Raw genomic sequence first — 16,976 nt, 5'->3', positions numbered from 1 at the left:
GGTTAGTCCTTCACCAGCAGATTGTCGAGCACGGGGTGATATCTGACGACATCGGTAATAGAGCGGACGATCGCTGGCGAGAATGCGGCTTTGGCCTCATCAATCACTTCCTGCTGGCTCATTACGCCAAGCTTATACAGGGCAAACAGGCCCGGCAGATTGACGCCGCTGAAACGGGTATAACCGATACCGCCAGACGGGCGCAGGTTGATTTCCAACAGCACCGGACGCCCGCTGGTGTCGTTGCGGGTTTGCACGTTGACCAGGCCATCGGCCTGCATCGCGGTGGCACAGGCTTTAGCGAGTTCAAACGCCTCGCCGTGGTTTTCCAGATATTGCAGCGCCCCTTCTTTTCTACGTGCCACGGCAGCTAGAACCGTGCCCCGATCAACCAACATGTCGACGGAGTATTCAGGGCCAGGCAGGTAAGGCATCAGCACCAGCGGCTCAAACTCGCCAGCGTCCGCCAAAGCACTGAGGTAGCGCTGTGGGTTCACTTTGCGGTTTTCCGGATGGGTAAAGGCGGCCATTGGGCCCACGCTTTCATCAAAACGCCAAAATCCCATGCCATAAATACCCTTTACCGGTTTGACGCACAGCTGCGCGCCAGAGAAAGGGGAACGGCTAATCAGATCGCGCAGCTCGGCCACCGACTCAATGCGCAGAGAGGGGACGACAGGCAGCCCTTGTTGCTCCATGGCCTGGGCAAATGCCACTTTGTCATCGGCCAGCTCAAACATCGCCTGGCTGGTGGCACCGGTGGTCAGTGTGACACCGGCAGCCTCGATCTGTTGCCGATGGGCCTCGAACCACTGCGTGTTGCGGCCCGTGTGGATGGCTTGGATGCCGCACTGTTTCACCGTAGACAGAATGAAGGGTAGCCGCTGTTCGTCCTCTTTCGGTTCGAACAAGGCGACGTCTGCCTGGGAGAGGATCTCGTTACGTTCATTACGGTGTGAGGCAACCACCGTCACGGCAGTTTGCTTGGCTTTCACCAATGAAACGATGCCTTGAATAATATCCCGCTGGGAAGATAAACCTTCCATAAGCCACATTTTGAGTGTCATTTTTTGATTTTTACCGTTCAAGGCTTGATGGTTAAAAGGATCGCTGTGGGTTGAGGCCACCCGATGGCGATGTCAATCATAACATGATGTCAGTCTGGAAGTGAAAAGATACCTTGAAAAGTGGCATAAAATGAATGTTTCGGCCAAAGGTTTACCAAGTGTGAAAAAAATAAATCAATATAAAATATGTAGTTAACTAAATTAAGGCTGTTTGAAAGCAAAAATGGGTTGTGCAAGAACAACATCATGATATGATTTTTTACTCATGGAATTTGGTGTAAAAAAATCACTGTTTTCAATACCAACTTGAAGGAACTTAGACCATGGTTTCATTAACCAAGAACCAGACCGTTTCGCTCAGCAAGCAGTCATCTGCCATCAACCAGCTGCACTTCGGCCTGGGGTGGGATCCGATCAAGAAGAAAGGTGGCCTGTTGAGCAAGATGTTCGGCGGCGGCAGTGATGCCATCGATCTCGATGCTGGCTGCGTATTGCTGGACAAAGATGGCAAGACCATCGACACCATCTGGTTCCGCCAGCTCAAGTCTCGCTGTGGCGCAGTGGTGCACAGCGGCGACAATCTGACCGGCGAAGGCGATGGTGATGACGAAGTCATCCTGGTCGAGCTGGCAAAACTGCCTGCTCAGGTGGAATACCTGGCCTTTACCGTCAACAGCTTCCGTGGGCAGTCGTTCAACGATGTGGAAAACGCGTTTTGCCGCGTGGTCGATCAGGCCAACAAGGAGCTGGCACGCTATGAGCTGAAAGAGCAGGGCGCTCATACCGGTATCGTGATTGCTTCACTTCGTCGTAACAATGGCCAGTGGGATTTTACCGCGCATGGCAAAGCCTGCAGCGGCAGAACCATTGATGACATGCATGCTGACATCGTCGCTACCGTGGTGCGCTAATGAATATGACTCCGGGGGCCAATGCCCCAGTTCCAGCTAAATTATTAACCGTGCGCGTGGTGTCCGGCGCACCGGTTGATGCCTCCGCTTTCCGCCTGTATGCCGATGGCAAAGTGAAGGGCGACGCGGACATGATCTTTTATGGTCAGCCCAAGAGCGATGACGCCACGGTTGCCCTGACCCAAGAAGGTCATAACTCCAACTTCGCGGTAGACGTCAGCCGTTTGCACCCAGACGTGCAGAAAGTCGCCTTTACGGTGACCTGTGAAGGGGTTCAAACCGTCGCGGGCCTGCAACGTTTGCTGATCCAGATTGAAGCGGATAACGAAGTGCTGCTGGTGGGCACCGTTGAGCTGAATGGCCGCCAGGAAGCCGCATTGATCCTGGGTGAGCTTTACCGTCGTAACAGCGAATGGAAGTTCCGCTTTATCGCTCAGGGCTTCAACGGCGGGCTGAAACCGCTGGCTGAACATTTTGGTGTGGATGTGGCGGATGCTCCAGCACCGGCAGCGGCTCCTGCGCCAACGCCTGCACCGGCCCCAACGCCGGAGCCAGCCAAAATCAGCCTGAGCAAAGTGTCGTTGACCAAAGAAAAACCGGCTATCAGCCTGACCAAGCGGGATAACTTTGGGCAAATCCGTATCAACTTGAACTGGCATCGCGGCAGCGGCCCGACGGGTTTACGGGCGATGTTCAGTTCGAACAAGGGCGTCGATCTCGATCTCGGGGCGTTTGTTGAAATGGCCAACGGGGAAAAAACGGTGATCCAGGCGCTTGGTAAGCGTTTTGGTGACTACAACCGCGAGCCGTTTGTCCAACTGCAAGGTGATGACCGTACTGGTGATGTTTCGGACGGCGAATGGCTGCATATCAACGGGGGGGAATGGAAACATATCCGCGAAGTGCTGGTGTTTGCCTTCATCTACGAAGGGGTCGCGAGCTGGGATAAAACGGACGGCGTTGTGACGCTGCACGTGCCAGAGCAGCCACCGATTGAAACGCGGATGTCGGAAGGCCAGAACAACCGCAACATGTGTGCCATTGCACGCCTGGTTAACGAGAACGGCAGTATCAAGGTTGAGCGTATCAACCGCTTCTTTAACGGTCATAGTGACATGGATCAGGCTTTCGGCTGGGGTTTCAGCTGGAGAGCAGGGTCAAAGTAATCAATTTCACAGAGGATTTCACCATGAGTTTTTTCAACAAGGTTAAAGGGGCATTCAATGCCAGCCGCGACGAGCTGACCAAGCAGGTTGGCCGTTTCAAGAACAAAAAGTTCATGCAGGGTACCGTGGCCGTGTGCGCACGTATCGCCGTGGCCAGCGATGGCGTCAGCTCTGAAGAAAAACAGAAGATGATCGGTTTCCTCCACGCATCCGATGAGCTGAAGGTTTTCGAGACTACGGAAGTCATCGAATTCTTTAACAAACTGATCGCCAGCTTTGAGTTCGATGTCGAAATCGGTAAAGGCGAAACCATGAAGTACATCCTGGCGCTGAAAGATCAGCCGGAAGCGGCCCAGTTGGCCATCCGTGTTGGTATCGCCGTAGCCAAAAGCGACGGTGACTTCGATCAGGATGAGCAAAAAGCGGTACGCGAAATTGTGGCTGCTCTGGGCTTTGATGCGGCCGAATTCGGTCTTTAATGTAATATCTTCAGAAGGTTAATATGGTATCCACGCACATCGGCTTCCCGACCGAGACCGTCATTGTTTTCATAGTATTGGCTGTCGGGGCCATTTTTATTGACTTGTTTATGCACCGCGATGACAAGCCTATTTCGCTCAAGAGCGCAGCCTTATGGTCGGTGTTCTGGGTCGCGGTGGCGATGGCGTTTGCCGGCTTCCTGTATATCCACCACGGCGCCGAAGTGGCCAGCCTGTTTGTCACCGGTTATGCGTTAGAGAAAGTGCTGTCGGTTGATAACCTGTTTGTCATGATGGCGATCTTCTCGTGGTTCGCCGTGCCGGATCGTTTCCGTCACCGCGTGCTCTACTGGGGCATTATCGGGGCCATCGTGTTCCGTGGCATCTTCGTTGCCATCGGTACCGGCTTGCTCAGCCTCGGACCATACGTTGAAATTGTCTTTGCGCTGATCGTGGCCTGGACGGCGGTTATGATGTTACGCAGTGGCGATGACGGTGATGAGATCGAAGACTACTCGCAGCACCTGGCGTATCGCATGGTGAAACGGTTCTTCCCGATTTGGCCGAAGCTCAGAGGTCACGACTTCCTGTTAAGCCAGAAAGAAGTTGATGAAGAGTTGGCTAAACCGGAAAACAAGGATGTCACCATTGGCCGTGGTGCCAAAGCCTGGCGGTATGCTACACCGCTGATGCTGTGTGTGGCCGTAGTTGAACTGTCCGACGTGATGTTTGCGTTTGACTCGGTACCGGCCATCATTGCGGTAAGCCGTGAACCGCTGATTGTTTATAGCGCCATGATGTTTGCCATCCTTGGTCTGCGTACGCTCTATTTTGTGTTGGAAGCCCTGAAGCAGTACCTGACGCATCTGGAAAAAGCCGTTATTGTGTTGCTGTTCTTCATTGCGGTGAAACTGGGTCTTAATGCCACCGACCACATCTGGCATCATGGGTACAGCATTTCAGCAACGGCTAGTCTCTTTGTCGTGCTGGGCGTTCTTGCGGTGGGTATTCTCGCGAGCGTCATGTTCCCAGGCAAGCCCGACGCCGAGGAGAAAAAGGAGAGCTGATCTCCTATCCAGCTGAAATCCATTTGAATGAGTTTACTTTTTGAGAGGTTAGAACAATGAGTGTTTCTTTATCTAAAGGCGGTAATGTTTCCCTGAGTAAAGCAGCCCCAACCATGAAGAATGTGTTGATTGGTCTGGGTTGGGATGCACGCTCCACCGATGGTCAAGACTTTGACCTGGATGCCTCTGCATTCTTGCTGGCCGCAAACGGGAAAGTGCGCGGTGATGCTGATTTCATTTTTTATAACAACCTGACCTCTGCGGACGGTTCCGTGACTCATACCGGTGACAACCGTACCGGTGAAGGCGACGGCGATGACGAGTCTCTGAAAATCAAACTGGATATGATCCCAGCTGATGTCGACAAAATCGTGTTTGTGGTCACTATCCACGATGCACAGGCTCGTCGTCAGAGCTTCGGCCAGGTATCCGGTGCCTTTATCCGTTTGGTGAACGATGACAACCAGACCGAAGTGGCCCGTTATGACCTGACAGAAGATGCCTCTACCGAAACCGCCATGCTGTTTGGTGAGTTGTATCGCCACGGTGCCGAGTGGAAATTCCGCGCGGTGGGTCAGGGTTATGCCGGTGGCTTGGCTTCCGTGTGTGCTCAGTACGGCATCAACGCGTCCTGATCGATAAGCTGGTTAATATGACGGGCAGTACACCACTGCCCGTATCATCCCCTACAAAGCAGGAGCTTTAAAATGGCAGTTTCTCTCGTAAAAGGCGGTAACGTATCCCTGACCAAAGAAGCACCCACCATGAACATTGCCATGGCTGGCTTGGGTTGGGATGCGCGCGTCACCGATGGCCAAGGGTTTGACCTGGACGCCTCCGTATTTATGGTTGGTGATGATGGTAAAGTGCTGGGCGACAGCAGCTTTATCTTCTTCAACAACAAGAAGAGCACCTGTGGTTCCGTTGAGCACCAGGGCGACAACCGCACCGGTGAAGGCGATGGCGATGATGAGCAGGTCAAAATTGAGCTGAGCAAAGTGCCTGCTGAAGTCAAGAAACTGGTTTTCGCCGTCACCATCTATGATGCCGAAGCGCGTAAACAGAATTTCGGCATGGTCAGCAACAGCTACATGCGCATTTACAACAACGATAACGGCACCGAAATCGCCCGCTTCGACCTGTCTGAAGATGCTTCTACCGAAACTGCGATGATATTCGGCGAGCTGTATCGCCACGGTGCCGAGTGGAAGTTCAAGGCCGTGGGCCAAGGTTTTGCCGGTGGCCTGTCCGCGCTGGCCTTGCAGCATGGCGTGAATATCTAAGACACTGAATTAGCCCCCTCTCTTCGCGCTCACTTTGGATGAGGGGGCGCTCAAGTTTTGCTGAGATGATCTTCTTTTTTCCCGCAGAGCAGGGGCTTTCAGCTCCCTCTCCTTGTACGCGACTTTAGATGAGGGGGCGCTCAAGTTTTGCTGAGATGATCTTCTTTCTTCCAGCAGAGCAGGGGCTTTCAGCTCCCTCTCCCTGTGGGAGAGGGTTGGGGTGAGGGGCCTACCCGCCAATATCCCCGTTATGGAAAAGCTATTTTAACAGGAGGTTATCCTGATGATTTTACAGTCCGGCCAGAACCTGGTGGTCAATGGCACCTCGCTCAACCTGACACTGCAGTACCCCGCCAACCCTGGTTTTAAGAGTGAGCCTGATACCGCGGTATTCCTGCTGAATGCTGAGGGCAAAGTTCGTGGTGATGCCGATTTTATCTTCTTCAATCAAACCGCTACCCCTAACCGCAGCGTCGTTTTGCAAACCACCCACCAAAGCAGCACCCTATCGTTAGATCTAAGCAAAATTGACGCCGATGTCAGCAAGATTGCCATCACTTTGGTGATTGATGGTTTGGACGCTATCTCTGGGCTACAACACCTGAAAATGGATGCGCAGAACGTTGCCCAATACAGCGTAGAAACCCCAGGCCGTCAGGAGAAAGCGCTGATTGTGGCCGAAATTTATCGCCATGCCGGTAACTGGAAGCTGCGTGCTCTGGGGCAAGGGTTTAACGGTGGCTTGGAGCCCTTGGCGTTAAACTATGGTGTTGATGTAGCTCAGCCAGCTGCGCCTGCTACTCCGCCGCCGACCGTCAGCCTGGAGAAAAAACTGCAGGATAAAGCCCCGCATTTGGTGAGCCTGGCGAAGAACGTCACCGTCAGCCTGGCTAAATTCAATCTGCAGTCGATAAAGGCCAAGGTTGCGTTCGTGCTGGATGCTTCAGGATCGATGACCGGGCAGTTCAAAAAGGGCAATGTGCAGGCGGTACTGGATCGCATCGCCGTGCTGGCCGTGCAGTTTGATGATGATGGCTCGATGGACGTTTGGGGCTTTGCCGAAAAACATGCCAAATATCCCGATGTGACGTTGGATAATCTTGATGGCTATATCAAGGCGATCCAGGGCAGCGGCAAGCGCTCAATGTGGGAAATCCTGCCAAAGCTGGGCGGCACCAATAATGAGCCGCCGGTGATGGAAGAGCTGATCGATACGTTTAAACACAGCGATATGCCGGTATACGTGGTGTTTATTACCGACGGCGGCATCAGCAAGACGCGCCAGATCAAAGAGGCGATCAAGCGCTCGGCCAACTATCCGATTTTCTGGAAGTTTGTCGGCCTGGGGGGCTCGAACTACGGCGTGCTGGAAAAGCTGGATACCTTCACCGATCGCCGGGTGGATAACACCAACTTCTTCGCGATTGATGACTTTGCCACGATGAAAGAAGACCGTTTGTACGATCTGCTGCTGGAGGAGTTTAAAGAGTGGTATGACGCCGCCAAGGCGGACCGGATTATTTTTTAACTTGTTAATATCAGACAGTTAAATAAATACATAACGTACCGCGATGGCCCCTCACCCTAACCCTCTCCCACAGGGAGAGGGGACCGATCGAGTGTGCGATTGGTTGCAGCAATCTACCTGACCACCCCATTGAACCAACACTCTTTTATCGAGCACGCGACCGTACCAGCTGTTTTTCGCGGAGGGAGCAGGTCGATCACGGCACCTGACTGCTGCTCAGAACCAGCTCCGCTCCCACAGGGAGAGGGGACCGATCGAGTGTGCGATTGGTTGCAGCAATCTACCTGACCACCCCATTAAACCAGCACTCTTTTATCGAGCACGTGACCGTACCCGCTGTTTTTCGCGGAGGGAGCAGGTCGATCACGGTACCTGATTACGGCACCATACCAGCTCCCTCTCCCTGTGGGAGAGGGTTGGGGTGAGGGGCGAAACGGATTGCTGAAGGGATGGATTACTGATCGGTCTTGCTGATCACATTAGGCTCTGCAACGCGCAGCCTTTTGACCGCAGAGCGGCGCTTTGACCAGGCCGGATGGAAATGCCGCCAGTGTGCATCCTGGGCCGCAGCCAACAGTTCATAGTCCCCACGGGTATCGCCCCAGGCTCTGAGATGATAGTTCCCCAGTGGGCCATAGATACTTTCCAGGCGTTCAACCTTCTGCCCACAGCGGCAATTATGGCCAGTAATCAGCCCGGTGAGCTTCCCATCGACCACTTCCAACTGAGTACCAATCAGCTTGATGCCCAAACGATCGGCAAACGGCTGTAGTACCAGGGCCGGTGAAGCGGAACAAATCGTGACTTCAGCGCCAGAACTGACCTCCATGGCAACCGCAATCAGCCCGGAAGGGCGCATCAGCTTGGTCCAATAGGCCGAACAAAAGGCTTCCGCCTGCTGACGGAACCAGTGCTCATCTACCCCGGTCAGGAAAACCTTAATCAGGGTTTCTTTTAGTTCGTCACGGGTGAGTTTTTTGCGCATATGCTTAAACGCAGGCTGCGCCAGCTGCAATAAGCGCCGGGCAAATACGCGACGCCCAAAAGCGAAACGCAGAAATGGGATAAAACTGTCGTGGTGCGTCAGCGTGCCGTCAAAATCAAAAACCGACAAAACTGGCGTTGTACGGCTTGCCTGTGTATCCATCTTTAAATCATACCTCAACTGTGCAACACCGGGCTTTCCCCACATTATTGTGGATGATAGCAGAACTCCCCCGCAGGTTGAATTTTTGCCAACCTGGCCTGCACCAACATCGGAAACACGATCACTTCCTCAATAACCCTCCTATTTATGTGATTTCTCTGTCTCTAGCGAGTAAAATGCTTGCGCCCTACCCAGGGTACGCCTTTTACAATCTGGTTATGGCATCGCCATAAAAAGGAGTCTTCCCTTATGACAGGTCTGTTTCTGGGGTTCCTTCTTGGATTTATCATGCAACGCGGGCGCTTTTGTATGGCCGGCGGTCTGAGAGACCTCTATCTGTTCCGCGACGGGCGCATGACCCTCGCTATCCTCATTATCATCACCTTGCAAAGCATCGGCTTGTTCGCCTTCGTGGCCCTCGGTTGGGCTAAACTGCCCGGCGGGGATTTCCGCTGGTTGGCGACGTTGGTCGGTGGGGTAACCTTCGGTATCGGCATGGGGCTGGCAGGCTCCTGTTCCACAGGAGCTTACTATCGCGCTGCCGAAGGGCTGGCCGGAAGTATGATTGCCGTGATCGGTTTTGTGGTCGCCAGTTGGTATATCCGCCAGCCGGGTGGCAAACAGCTGTTCGCGCCCATCAACGCCCCTGCCTTACCGGACGCTTCGCTGATGCAGACGTTCGGCATGTCTCCCTGGCCTGCTGTAGCGGTGCTAACCGTGCTGACCGGTGTGCTGGTCTGGCGCCACCTGAAACGTAAATCCTTCCCCGTTCCGCAACCTAAACCGCGCAAGCAGGGCATTGCCCACTGGCTGTTCGAAGCTCGCTGGCATCCCTTCGTCAGTGCCGTATTGATCGGCGTTATTGCGTTGCTGGCATGGCCTTCCAGCCTAGAGGCGGGCCGGGTTGGCGGTCTGGGGATTAGTGGCCCCAGCGCACAGCTGTTTTCGTTAATCACCGAGGGTAAAACCGGCTTCTTTGGCTGGGCAGGCTATCTGCTGATCGGGATTTTTGCCGGTGCGCTGGTGGCTGCCTGGAGAAGCCAGGAGTTGCGGCTGCGCTCGCCCGGCCTCCCGACAATGGTCAAAAGCCTGTTTGGGGGCGGATTGATGGGGATCGGCAGCGGATTGGCTGGGGGCTGTATGCTGGGTAATACCATCGTCAATACCGCCTGGTTCTCCTGGCAGGGCTGGCTGTTTATTCCGTGCATCCTGTTGGGCAGTTGGGTGGTCAGTTATTTCACTATTATTCTTCCGAATCAATCGATTAAAACAAAAGAGGCTTGAGGACTATGAAAACGATCACTCTGGATACCACCGGTAAACTTTGCCCGTTCCCGCTGATGGAAGCCAAAAAGCACATTGAGCAATTGGGTTCAGGTGACCTGCTGGTGATTGAATATGACTGCGCTCAGGCCACGGAAAATCTGCCGCGCTGGGCGGTTGAGGCAGGACACAGCGTGACGGATTTCCAGCAGACCGGTGATGCCCGCTGGCAGATTAGTATTCAGAAGGGGTAGAGTTATCTGTTCTAACTTGGGAGTTTTTTCCGGGTTAGAGCCGGCTTGAGCATCGCTACGTCTTTAAACGTAGGGAAAACAATCCATCATGTATTCTTACCTTTTGTCATCTTTGGCCAGTATACTTCATTCCAGCTTGAGGGCGCTTTGCCGCTCAGGAACGGTCAACCTTAACGAATGAAGGGATACACGATGAAAAATATTTTCTTTTTTGATGCGATGCTGACGCCGAAAATCATTACCGGCGTTTATTGGCTTTGCCTGCTGGGCATTCTGGTCGGCGGGATTGGCTCGATGTTCTATGGTGAGTTTTTCCGTGGTCTGCTGGGCATCATCATTGGTGGCGTGTTTACCCGTGTCGGTTTTGAAATGGTGATCATCGCCTTCAAAAATAACGAGTATCTGCGCAAGATTGCTGAAAAGCCGTAATGTGGTGAACGGCAGACATTCCTTCACCGGGTTCGCTGCCGTGCTGCGCCCGCTTAACTAAACCCGAGCAGGGTAAACGCATCGTCCTCGGGGTAGTAATCCAGCAGTCGCGTGGTCTCCTCTAACGACAGTCGCTTATAGCGGTTGTTAGAGATGCCATGCACCACCGCATGCTGCACGTGGGTAACGCGGATGCAGCGATCGAGCAGATCGGCGGCATCCCGGTGGCTCAGGAAGGCGCTCATATCCCGCGCGCTGATCTGCTGGCCCGCTTCCAACGTCGTAAAGTTGGCAATCCGCACCGACAGTGCAGAAAGCCCCTCCTGATGGGCAAAATAGGCGGCGATCCCTTCGCCAAACGCCTTACTAGCCCCGTACATATTTTTCGGCTTCGGCGCATCGTCCGGGCGCACCTGGTAATCCAGTGGGTAGCCTTCCACCGCTTGTGCACTGCTGGCAAATACCACGCGTTGGCAGCCTGCGTCTTTCGCTGCGCGGAAGATGTTGAATGTACCAAGGATGTTGTTCTTCATCAGTGAAGAACAAAAATCGGCATCCGCAGAAGGATCGGCGGCCAAATGCAGCACGGTATCGATGTTGACACAGGCTGCCCGGCAAGCCTCGATATCGGTGATATCGAACGTCAGTAACTCGTCATTGGGCCGCAAATGAGAGATCAGGCCTGCTTCTTTTTCCGCCAGGCGAAAGTCGTAACGGTGGCCAGCGAACTGCCTGAACGCTGTCGCCACTCGGCCACCGGCACCAGTAATTAACACCCGTCCAAGTTCTGTACGTAATGCCATGGCGACTGCTTTCCCTAAAACAAATTTTCTGGAGACTAGTAATAATACTCTGAACTATTTTTGTCCATCTTTTAGTTAGCTTTTCTGATGTATTTTTTGCGTAAATTAAGATAATACTTGGAGTTTTAGGGGGGCTTAAGGCGGGTTTTTCACTACTCAAAAAGGAGTATAATCATAAACTCAATGAAACAAATAGGTTGAAATAAAATCGTAATTCAATGTTGTTTAATGACTTTAGTCATTATTGGTTATGTTTTTTTGCCTATCTAGACATACCTTTACTGTAAATTACACTTCGGAAATAGGTAAGTGTTAATAATGTTTTTTATGGCTTGTTACCGACACTAAAACGCGGGAGTACGGTAGGGGGATTTTGTCTACCAGATCACACTTCGGCAACTTTACGGCGGAAAGCCTTGCCGCACTGAAAAACAGAATGTTACCGTCATAGCTCAACCGATTTAGGGTTGTCACTGCTTTAGCAGGCAAAACCTAAACCTCGAGTTTCTGTTTCCCCACGTTGGGATCAGAGGCCGCGAGGTTTAGGTTTTTTTTTGCGCTGAATTCCTCCACGACGATTGGCCATCGCCGTAGCTGGGGAGCAGCAAGGTTAAGCGTTAAGGATGCAACCATGAAATATCAGGAATTAGCCAGTGAGATCTTGGCCGGCGTCGGTGGCCGCGACAATGTGAAAAGCCTGGTGCATTGCGCCACCCGTCTGCGTTTTAAACTGCAAGAACACGGCAAGGCAGATGCGGAGGCGTTGAAGAAAAACCCAGGCGTCATCATGGTCGTGGAAAGCGGCGGCCAGTTTCAGGTGGTGGTAGGTAACCACGTAGGAGAGGTTTATAACGCCTTGAATGCCCAGCTTGGCGCAGGTGAGGAAACGCCAGCCAATGCACAAGAAGATAAACAGGAAAACCTGCTCAGCCGTTTTATCGACGTGGTTTCCGGCATTTTCACCCCGCTGCTCGGTGTGATGGCGGCCTCGGGGATCCTCAAGGGCTTCCTGGCGTTGAGCCTGGCCTGTGGTTGGCTGTTGGAGAGTAGCGGCACCTACAAGCTGCTGTTTGCCTCCAGCGACGCACTGTTCTATTTCTTACCGATCATGCTGGGTTACACCGCCGGTAAGAAATTTGGCGGTAACGTCTTTGTCACCATGGCCATCGGTGGGGCGTTGACGCATCCGTTGATGATGGGGGCTTTTGACGCGGCACAGGTCCCGGGGGCTCAGCCGGAGTATTTCCTCGGCATTCCTATTACTTTTATCAACTACAGCTCGTCGGTCATTCCGATCATTTTTGCCGCCTGGGTATCCTGCCGCCTGGAGCCGCTATTTAACCGCGTGTTGCACAGCGCACTGCGTAATTTTGTGACGCCATTGATGTGTCTGGTGATCACGGTGCCGCTCACCTTCTTACTGATTGGCCCGGCGGCCACCTGGCTGAGCCACATGCTGGCCAACGGTTATCAGGCCATTTATGCCTTCAACCCGATCGTTGCCGGTGCCTTTATGGGCGCGGCCTGGCAGGTCTGTGTGATCTTCGGCCTGCATTGGGGGCTGATACCGCTGATGCTCAACAATATGAGCGTGTTTGGCCGTGACACCCTGTCTCCACTGCTGTTACCTGCGGTGATGGGGCAAGTGGGGGCCACGTTGGGCGTGATGTTGCGTACCCGCGATGCCAAGCTGCGGGTGATGGCGGGCTCTGCCGTTACCGCCGGTATCTTCGGGATTACCGAGCCTGCGGTATACGGAGTCACGCTGCCAAACAAACGGCCATTTATTTTCGGCTGTATCGGCGGGGCGTTGGGTGGGGCGGTGATCGGTTACTTCCACACGGCAACCTACTCGTTTGGTTTGGTCAGTATTTTCACCTTTGCCCAGATCATTCCGGCGGGCGGCTTTGATGCGACGGTCTTGGGGGCGATCGCCGGTACCTTGGTGTCGTTTGTGTTTGCAGCCATTGCCAGCTATTTGTTCGGCATCGTACCGCCAGCGGAACAACCGGTTGAAGCGGCAGCAGCCCCAACTCCACAGGCACCGCTCAACCGCAAGCAGCAGGTTACCAGCCCGATTGCTGGCGACATCCTCCCGTTGGAGCAGGTTCAGGACGCCACCTTTGCCAGCGGCCTGCTGGGTAAAGGCGTGGCCATTATGCCGCACCAGGGCCGTGTGGTGGCCCCAGTCAATGGCTGTGTGGTATCGCTGTTCAAAACCAAGCACGCCATCGGCATCGAATCGGATGAGGGCGCCGAGGTGCTCATCCACGTGGGTATCGATACCGTCAAGCTTAACGGTCTGCATTTTACCGCCCATATCAAAGAGGGCGATCGCGTTAAACAGGGCGATCTGCTGATCGAGTTTGATCAAGAGGCGATCCGTGCCGCAGGTTTCGATACCACCACCCCGATCATCATCAGCAACAGCGACGACTATGTCGATGTGCTTACCAGCGGCCAAAGCCCGGTGCAGGAACAGGCACCGTTGCTGACACTATTACGTTAATCAGGTTTTTTGAGGAGAAAGCGATGAGTTGCAAATTTCCACAGCATTTTCTATGGGGCGGCGCGGTCGCGGCAAATCAGGTTGAAGGGGCGTATCTGGAGGATGGCAAAGGCCTTTCAACGTCAGATCTGCAACCCCAAGGGATCTTTGGGGGGCTGACGCCGCGCGTTGCCGGAGACAGCGGTATCAAGGATGTGGCGATCGATTTCTACCACCGTTACCCTGAAGATATCGCGTTGTTTGCCGAAATGGGCTTCAAGTGCCTGCGTACCTCGATCGCCTGGACGCGCATCTTCCCTCTAGGGGATGAAGATGTGCCGAATGAAGCCGGGCTGGCGTTTTACGATCGGCTGTTCGATGAGATGGCCAAATACGGCATTCAGCCATTGATCACCCTGTCGCATTACGAAATGCCCTATGCACTGACGCAAAAGTACGGCGGTTGGGGTAATCGTAAGCTTATTGCGTTTTTTGAGCGTTATGCTCGCACGGTGTTCGAGCGTTACAAGCATAAGGTCAAACACTGGCTGACCTTCAATGAGATCAACATGTCGCTACATGCGCCGTTCACCGGTGTGGGCCTGCCTGAAGACAGCAGTAAAAGCGAGATTTACCAGGCGATCCACCATCAGTTGGTGGCCAGCGCCAAGGCGGTAAAAGCCTGCCATGAGATCGTGCCGGACGGTAAGATCGGTAATATGTTGCTGGGCGGCATTCTTTATCCGCTGAGCTGCAAGCCGCAAGATCTGTTGGAAACCCAACGCCAGAACCGCGACTGGATGTTCTTTGGTGACGTGCAGGTGCGCGGTGCGTACCCGGCCTATATGAAACGTTTCTTCCGTGAGAACGGCATTCAGGTGACGATCACCGAGGAAGATAAGCAGGCGCTGCGCGAAACCGTCGACTTTATCTCGTTCAGTTACTATATGAGTGGCTGTGTGACCACCGACGAAGAACAGAACAAGACCGCCCGTGCCAATATCCTCAACATGGTACCTAACCCGCATCTGGCAAGCTCGGAATGGGGCTGGCAGATAGACCCGGTGGGGCTACGCTATCTGCTCAACGTGCTGTATGACCGCTATCAGAAACCGTTGTTTATCGTCGAGAACGGGCTGGGGGCGAAAGACCGCATTGAGGCCGACGGCAGCATCAACGACGATTACCGCATTGACTATATCAACGACCATCTGGTGCAGGTTGCAGAAGCGATCGACGATGGGGTTGAGGTGATGGGTTACACCAGTTGGGGGCCGATCGATCTGGTCAGCGCTTCCAAAGCGGAAATGGCGAAGCGCTACGGCTTTATCTATGTCGATCGCGATGATGAGGGCAACGGTAGCCTGGAACGCCGCCGCAAGAAGAGTTTCTACTGGTATCGCGATGTGATCCACAGCAACGGCAGCAGCTTGAAAATCAAGTAATTACTGAGGGAAACATGCCCCTCACCCCAACCCTCTCCCACAGGGAGAGGGAGCTGCCACGGTGTTGCGGTCGGGTGCAGTGATCGCTTTGTCCTGCCTAAAAGGGAGTTGCCACGGTGTTGCGGTCGGGTGCAGCGATCGCTTTGTCCTGCCTAAAAGGGAATTGCCACGGTGTTGCGGTCGGGTGCTGCGATCGCTTTATCCTGCCCAAAAGGGAGTTACCACGGTGTTGCGGTCGGGTGCAGCGATCGCTTTGTCCTGCCCAAAAGGGAGTTGCCACGGTGTTGCGGTCGGGTGCTGTGATCGTTTTGTCCTGCCTAAAAGGGAGCTGATTGGCGGCAATGGCCAGGTAATTTCTGTAACTGATAGTCAACTCGAACGGTCCCCTCTCCCTGTGGGAGAGGGCTAGGGTGAGGGGCCATCACAGTGCTTATGTCTCCCTCCTATCTCAAGCTTATGCCACCTCGTTTTCCTGGTATCGCTGCCGGGCGTGGTCAAACCAACGGGCCGGGACGTTATGCGGTGGTAGCAGCAGCGCCTGCAAACCCTGTTCGATGATATGGCTAGCCTGCCGCCACAGCTGTGGATCGCCCTCGGTCAGCACTTCCAGCAGGCGCTGTTTCTCCACCAGATAGGTTTTGGCAAAGTGACTGTCGTATTGCAGCAGGGAGCGGGTGTTGTCGATCAAATCGGCCAGCTTGATGGTTTTGGCCTGTGGGGAGGCACTGGCGCTGTGGCGTCGATCGCGGTTCTTGCGTTGATAGCGATTTTCCGCGCTGCCGACGCTGACGTTGGTCAGCATTGCGACCAGGCTGGCAACCTGCGGGCCAAAATGGCTTTCGATATCGGCCAGCGTAGAGGGGGTATCTTCCACGGTGTCATGCAACCAGGCCGCAGCCAGCATCTCTTCGCTGTGCGGCACGCTGCTGACAATCTCCATCACTGCCTGTGGATGCACAATATACGGGGCGTTAGTGTATTTACGGCGCTGATCGATCGCTCCATGCGCTTTGGTGGCATAGCGGCGGGCGCGTTCGGCCAATGTGTCAGTCATGCTTTTGATTTCCCTGCGGCATCCGATAGATAGAACTTAGCATACCGTGCTTAACGTCAGTTGTGCGAGCCTGGGCTCCGCACAGAATGGTCTACACTGGATCGGGTCACCAACCCGAAAAGGAACGATCTATGTCTATTGAGAAAGTGGTTTATCGCGCCCATGCCAAGGCAACCGGTGGCCGAGACGGCCGTGCAACCTCATCTGACGGCGTGTTGGACGTGAAATTAGGCGTGCCGAAAGAAATGGGCGGGGCAGGCGGAGAGGTTACCAACCCTGAGCAACTGTTTGCCGCGGGCTATTCGGCCTGTTTCCTGGGGGCACTGAAGTTTGTTGCTTCAAAGGAAAAAGTGAAAATCCCTGCCGAAGCCTCCATCGAGGGCACCGTCGGTATCGGTGAGATCCCCAACGGTTTTGGCATTGAGGTTCAGCTGGATATCAGCCTGCCGGGCGTTGAGCGTAGCGTCGCGGAAGACTTGGTGAAGAAAGCCCATGTGGTCTGCCCCTACTCCAATGCCACGCGCGGCAATATCGATGTAACCCTTAATATTAAATAATGTTTCCTGCCAAAAACCGGTGAAAGAGGGGGGCA

Annotated in this window: 17 protein-coding genes; 13 read left to right on the top strand and 4 right to left on the bottom strand. The window is 54.0% G+C overall.

Annotation, left to right across the window (positions count from 1 at the left end; translation table 11 throughout):
* Positions 1 to 2 precede the first annotated feature (2 nt).
* The gene (locus JHD74_RS02770) at positions 3 to 1,067 is read right to left on the bottom strand and encodes an ATP-grasp domain-containing protein (RefSeq protein ID WP_024527704.1); all 1,065 of its coding nucleotides are present in this window, start codon (positions 1,065 to 1,067) and stop codon (positions 3 to 5) included.
* 323 nt (positions 1,068 to 1,390) lie between these two features.
* Between JHD74_RS02770 and JHD74_RS02765 the strand changes: the two genes are divergently transcribed.
* The 7 genes from JHD74_RS02765 (at position 1,391) to JHD74_RS02735 (ending at position 7,501) form a co-directional block, all read left to right on the top strand.
* Positions 1,391 to 1,978, top strand: coding sequence for a TerD family protein (locus JHD74_RS02765; protein ID WP_024527705.1), 588 nt, complete (start codon positions 1,391 to 1,393; stop codon positions 1,976 to 1,978).
* Positions 1,978 to 3,144 (top strand): TerD family protein, encoded by a 1,167-nt coding sequence (locus tag JHD74_RS02760; protein ID WP_024527706.1) that lies wholly within the window; start codon positions 1,978 to 1,980, stop codon positions 3,142 to 3,144. The genes JHD74_RS02765 and JHD74_RS02760 overlap by 1 nt, the downstream gene beginning before the upstream one ends.
* 23 nt (positions 3,145 to 3,167) lie before the next feature.
* Positions 3,168 to 3,623, top strand: coding sequence for a tellurite resistance TerB family protein (locus JHD74_RS02755; RefSeq protein WP_024527707.1), 456 nt, complete (start codon positions 3,168 to 3,170; stop codon positions 3,621 to 3,623).
* Positions 3,624 to 3,646: 23 nt separating this feature from the next.
* Positions 3,647 to 4,690 carry a TerC/Alx family metal homeostasis membrane protein gene (locus JHD74_RS02750; protein WP_024527708.1) on the top strand — a complete coding sequence of 348 codons (1,044 nt, stop codon included), beginning with the start codon at positions 3,647 to 3,649 and terminating at the stop codon, positions 4,688 to 4,690.
* A 56-nt stretch (positions 4,691 to 4,746) separates the two neighbouring features.
* The gene (gene terD / locus JHD74_RS02745; protein WP_024527709.1) at positions 4,747 to 5,325 is read left to right on the top strand and encodes a tellurium resistance membrane protein TerD; all 579 of its coding nucleotides are present in this window, start codon (positions 4,747 to 4,749) and stop codon (positions 5,323 to 5,325) included.
* Positions 5,326 to 5,397: 72 nt separating this feature from the next.
* Positions 5,398 to 5,973, top strand: a complete 576-nt coding sequence (locus JHD74_RS02740; protein WP_199061582.1) for a TerD family protein — start codon at positions 5,398 to 5,400, stop codon at positions 5,971 to 5,973.
* Positions 5,974 to 6,256: 283 nt separating this feature from the next.
* A complete protein-coding gene (locus tag JHD74_RS02735; RefSeq protein WP_199061580.1) occupies positions 6,257 to 7,501 on the top strand; it encodes a VWA domain-containing protein in 1,245 nt (414 codons plus the stop codon).
* Between the two features lie 454 nt (positions 7,502 to 7,955).
* Here JHD74_RS02735 and JHD74_RS02730 read toward each other — a convergent pair whose 3' ends face one another.
* Complete coding sequence (locus JHD74_RS02730; RefSeq protein ID WP_074030011.1) at positions 7,956 to 8,648, bottom strand: HAD family hydrolase; 693 nt, start codon at positions 8,646 to 8,648, stop codon at positions 7,956 to 7,958.
* Between the two features lie 249 nt (positions 8,649 to 8,897).
* On the opposite strand from JHD74_RS02730, the gene JHD74_RS02725 reads away from it, so the two are divergent.
* From JHD74_RS02725 to JHD74_RS02715, 3 genes are all read left to right on the top strand, one after another.
* Entirely contained in the window at positions 8,898 to 9,932 is a 1,035-nt protein-coding gene (locus JHD74_RS02725) for a YeeE/YedE family protein (RefSeq protein ID WP_199061578.1), read from the top strand.
* Positions 9,933 to 9,937: 5 nt separating this feature from the next.
* The gene (locus JHD74_RS02720) at positions 9,938 to 10,165 is read left to right on the top strand and encodes a sulfurtransferase TusA family protein (protein WP_024485057.1); all 228 of its coding nucleotides are present in this window, start codon (positions 9,938 to 9,940) and stop codon (positions 10,163 to 10,165) included.
* A gap of 192 nt (positions 10,166 to 10,357) precedes the next feature.
* Positions 10,358 to 10,594, top strand: coding sequence for a DUF4282 domain-containing protein (locus JHD74_RS02715; RefSeq protein ID WP_024485043.1), 237 nt, complete (start codon positions 10,358 to 10,360; stop codon positions 10,592 to 10,594).
* 53 nt (positions 10,595 to 10,647) lie between these two features.
* On the opposite strand, the gene JHD74_RS02710 is transcribed toward JHD74_RS02715, so the two are convergent.
* Positions 10,648 to 11,397 (bottom strand): NAD(P)-dependent oxidoreductase, encoded by a 750-nt coding sequence (locus JHD74_RS02710; protein ID WP_024527766.1) that lies wholly within the window; start codon positions 11,395 to 11,397, stop codon positions 10,648 to 10,650.
* A gap of 631 nt (positions 11,398 to 12,028) precedes the next feature.
* On the opposite strand from JHD74_RS02710, the gene bglF reads away from it, so the two are divergent.
* Together bglF and JHD74_RS02700 are read left to right on the top strand one after the other, a co-directional pair.
* Positions 12,029 to 13,906 carry a PTS beta-glucoside transporter subunit IIABC gene (gene bglF / locus JHD74_RS02705; RefSeq protein WP_024527767.1) on the top strand — a complete coding sequence of 626 codons (1,878 nt, stop codon included), beginning with the start codon at positions 12,029 to 12,031 and terminating at the stop codon, positions 13,904 to 13,906.
* A gap of 23 nt (positions 13,907 to 13,929) precedes the next feature.
* Positions 13,930 to 15,330, top strand: a complete 1,401-nt coding sequence (locus JHD74_RS02700) for a glycoside hydrolase family 1 protein (protein WP_199061576.1) — start codon at positions 13,930 to 13,932, stop codon at positions 15,328 to 15,330.
* Positions 15,331 to 15,784: 454 nt separating this feature from the next.
* Here JHD74_RS02700 and JHD74_RS02695 read toward each other — a convergent pair whose 3' ends face one another.
* Positions 15,785 to 16,384 carry an HD domain-containing protein gene (locus JHD74_RS02695; RefSeq protein WP_024527769.1) on the bottom strand — a complete coding sequence of 200 codons (600 nt, stop codon included), beginning with the start codon at positions 16,382 to 16,384 and terminating at the stop codon, positions 15,785 to 15,787.
* A gap of 131 nt (positions 16,385 to 16,515) precedes the next feature.
* Between JHD74_RS02695 and JHD74_RS02690 the strand changes: the two genes are divergently transcribed.
* Entirely contained in the window at positions 16,516 to 16,941 is a 426-nt protein-coding gene (locus JHD74_RS02690; RefSeq protein ID WP_024486966.1) for an organic hydroperoxide resistance protein, read from the top strand.
* The last annotated feature ends 35 nt before the right edge of the window (positions 16,942 to 16,976 follow it).

Origin of the sequence: Serratia sp. ASV30 (assembly GCF_016428815.1) — a bacterium.
GTDB lineage: Bacteria > Pseudomonadota > Gammaproteobacteria > Enterobacterales > Enterobacteriaceae > Chania > Chania fonticola_C.
This window is presented reverse-complemented; position numbering and strand designations above follow the sequence as displayed.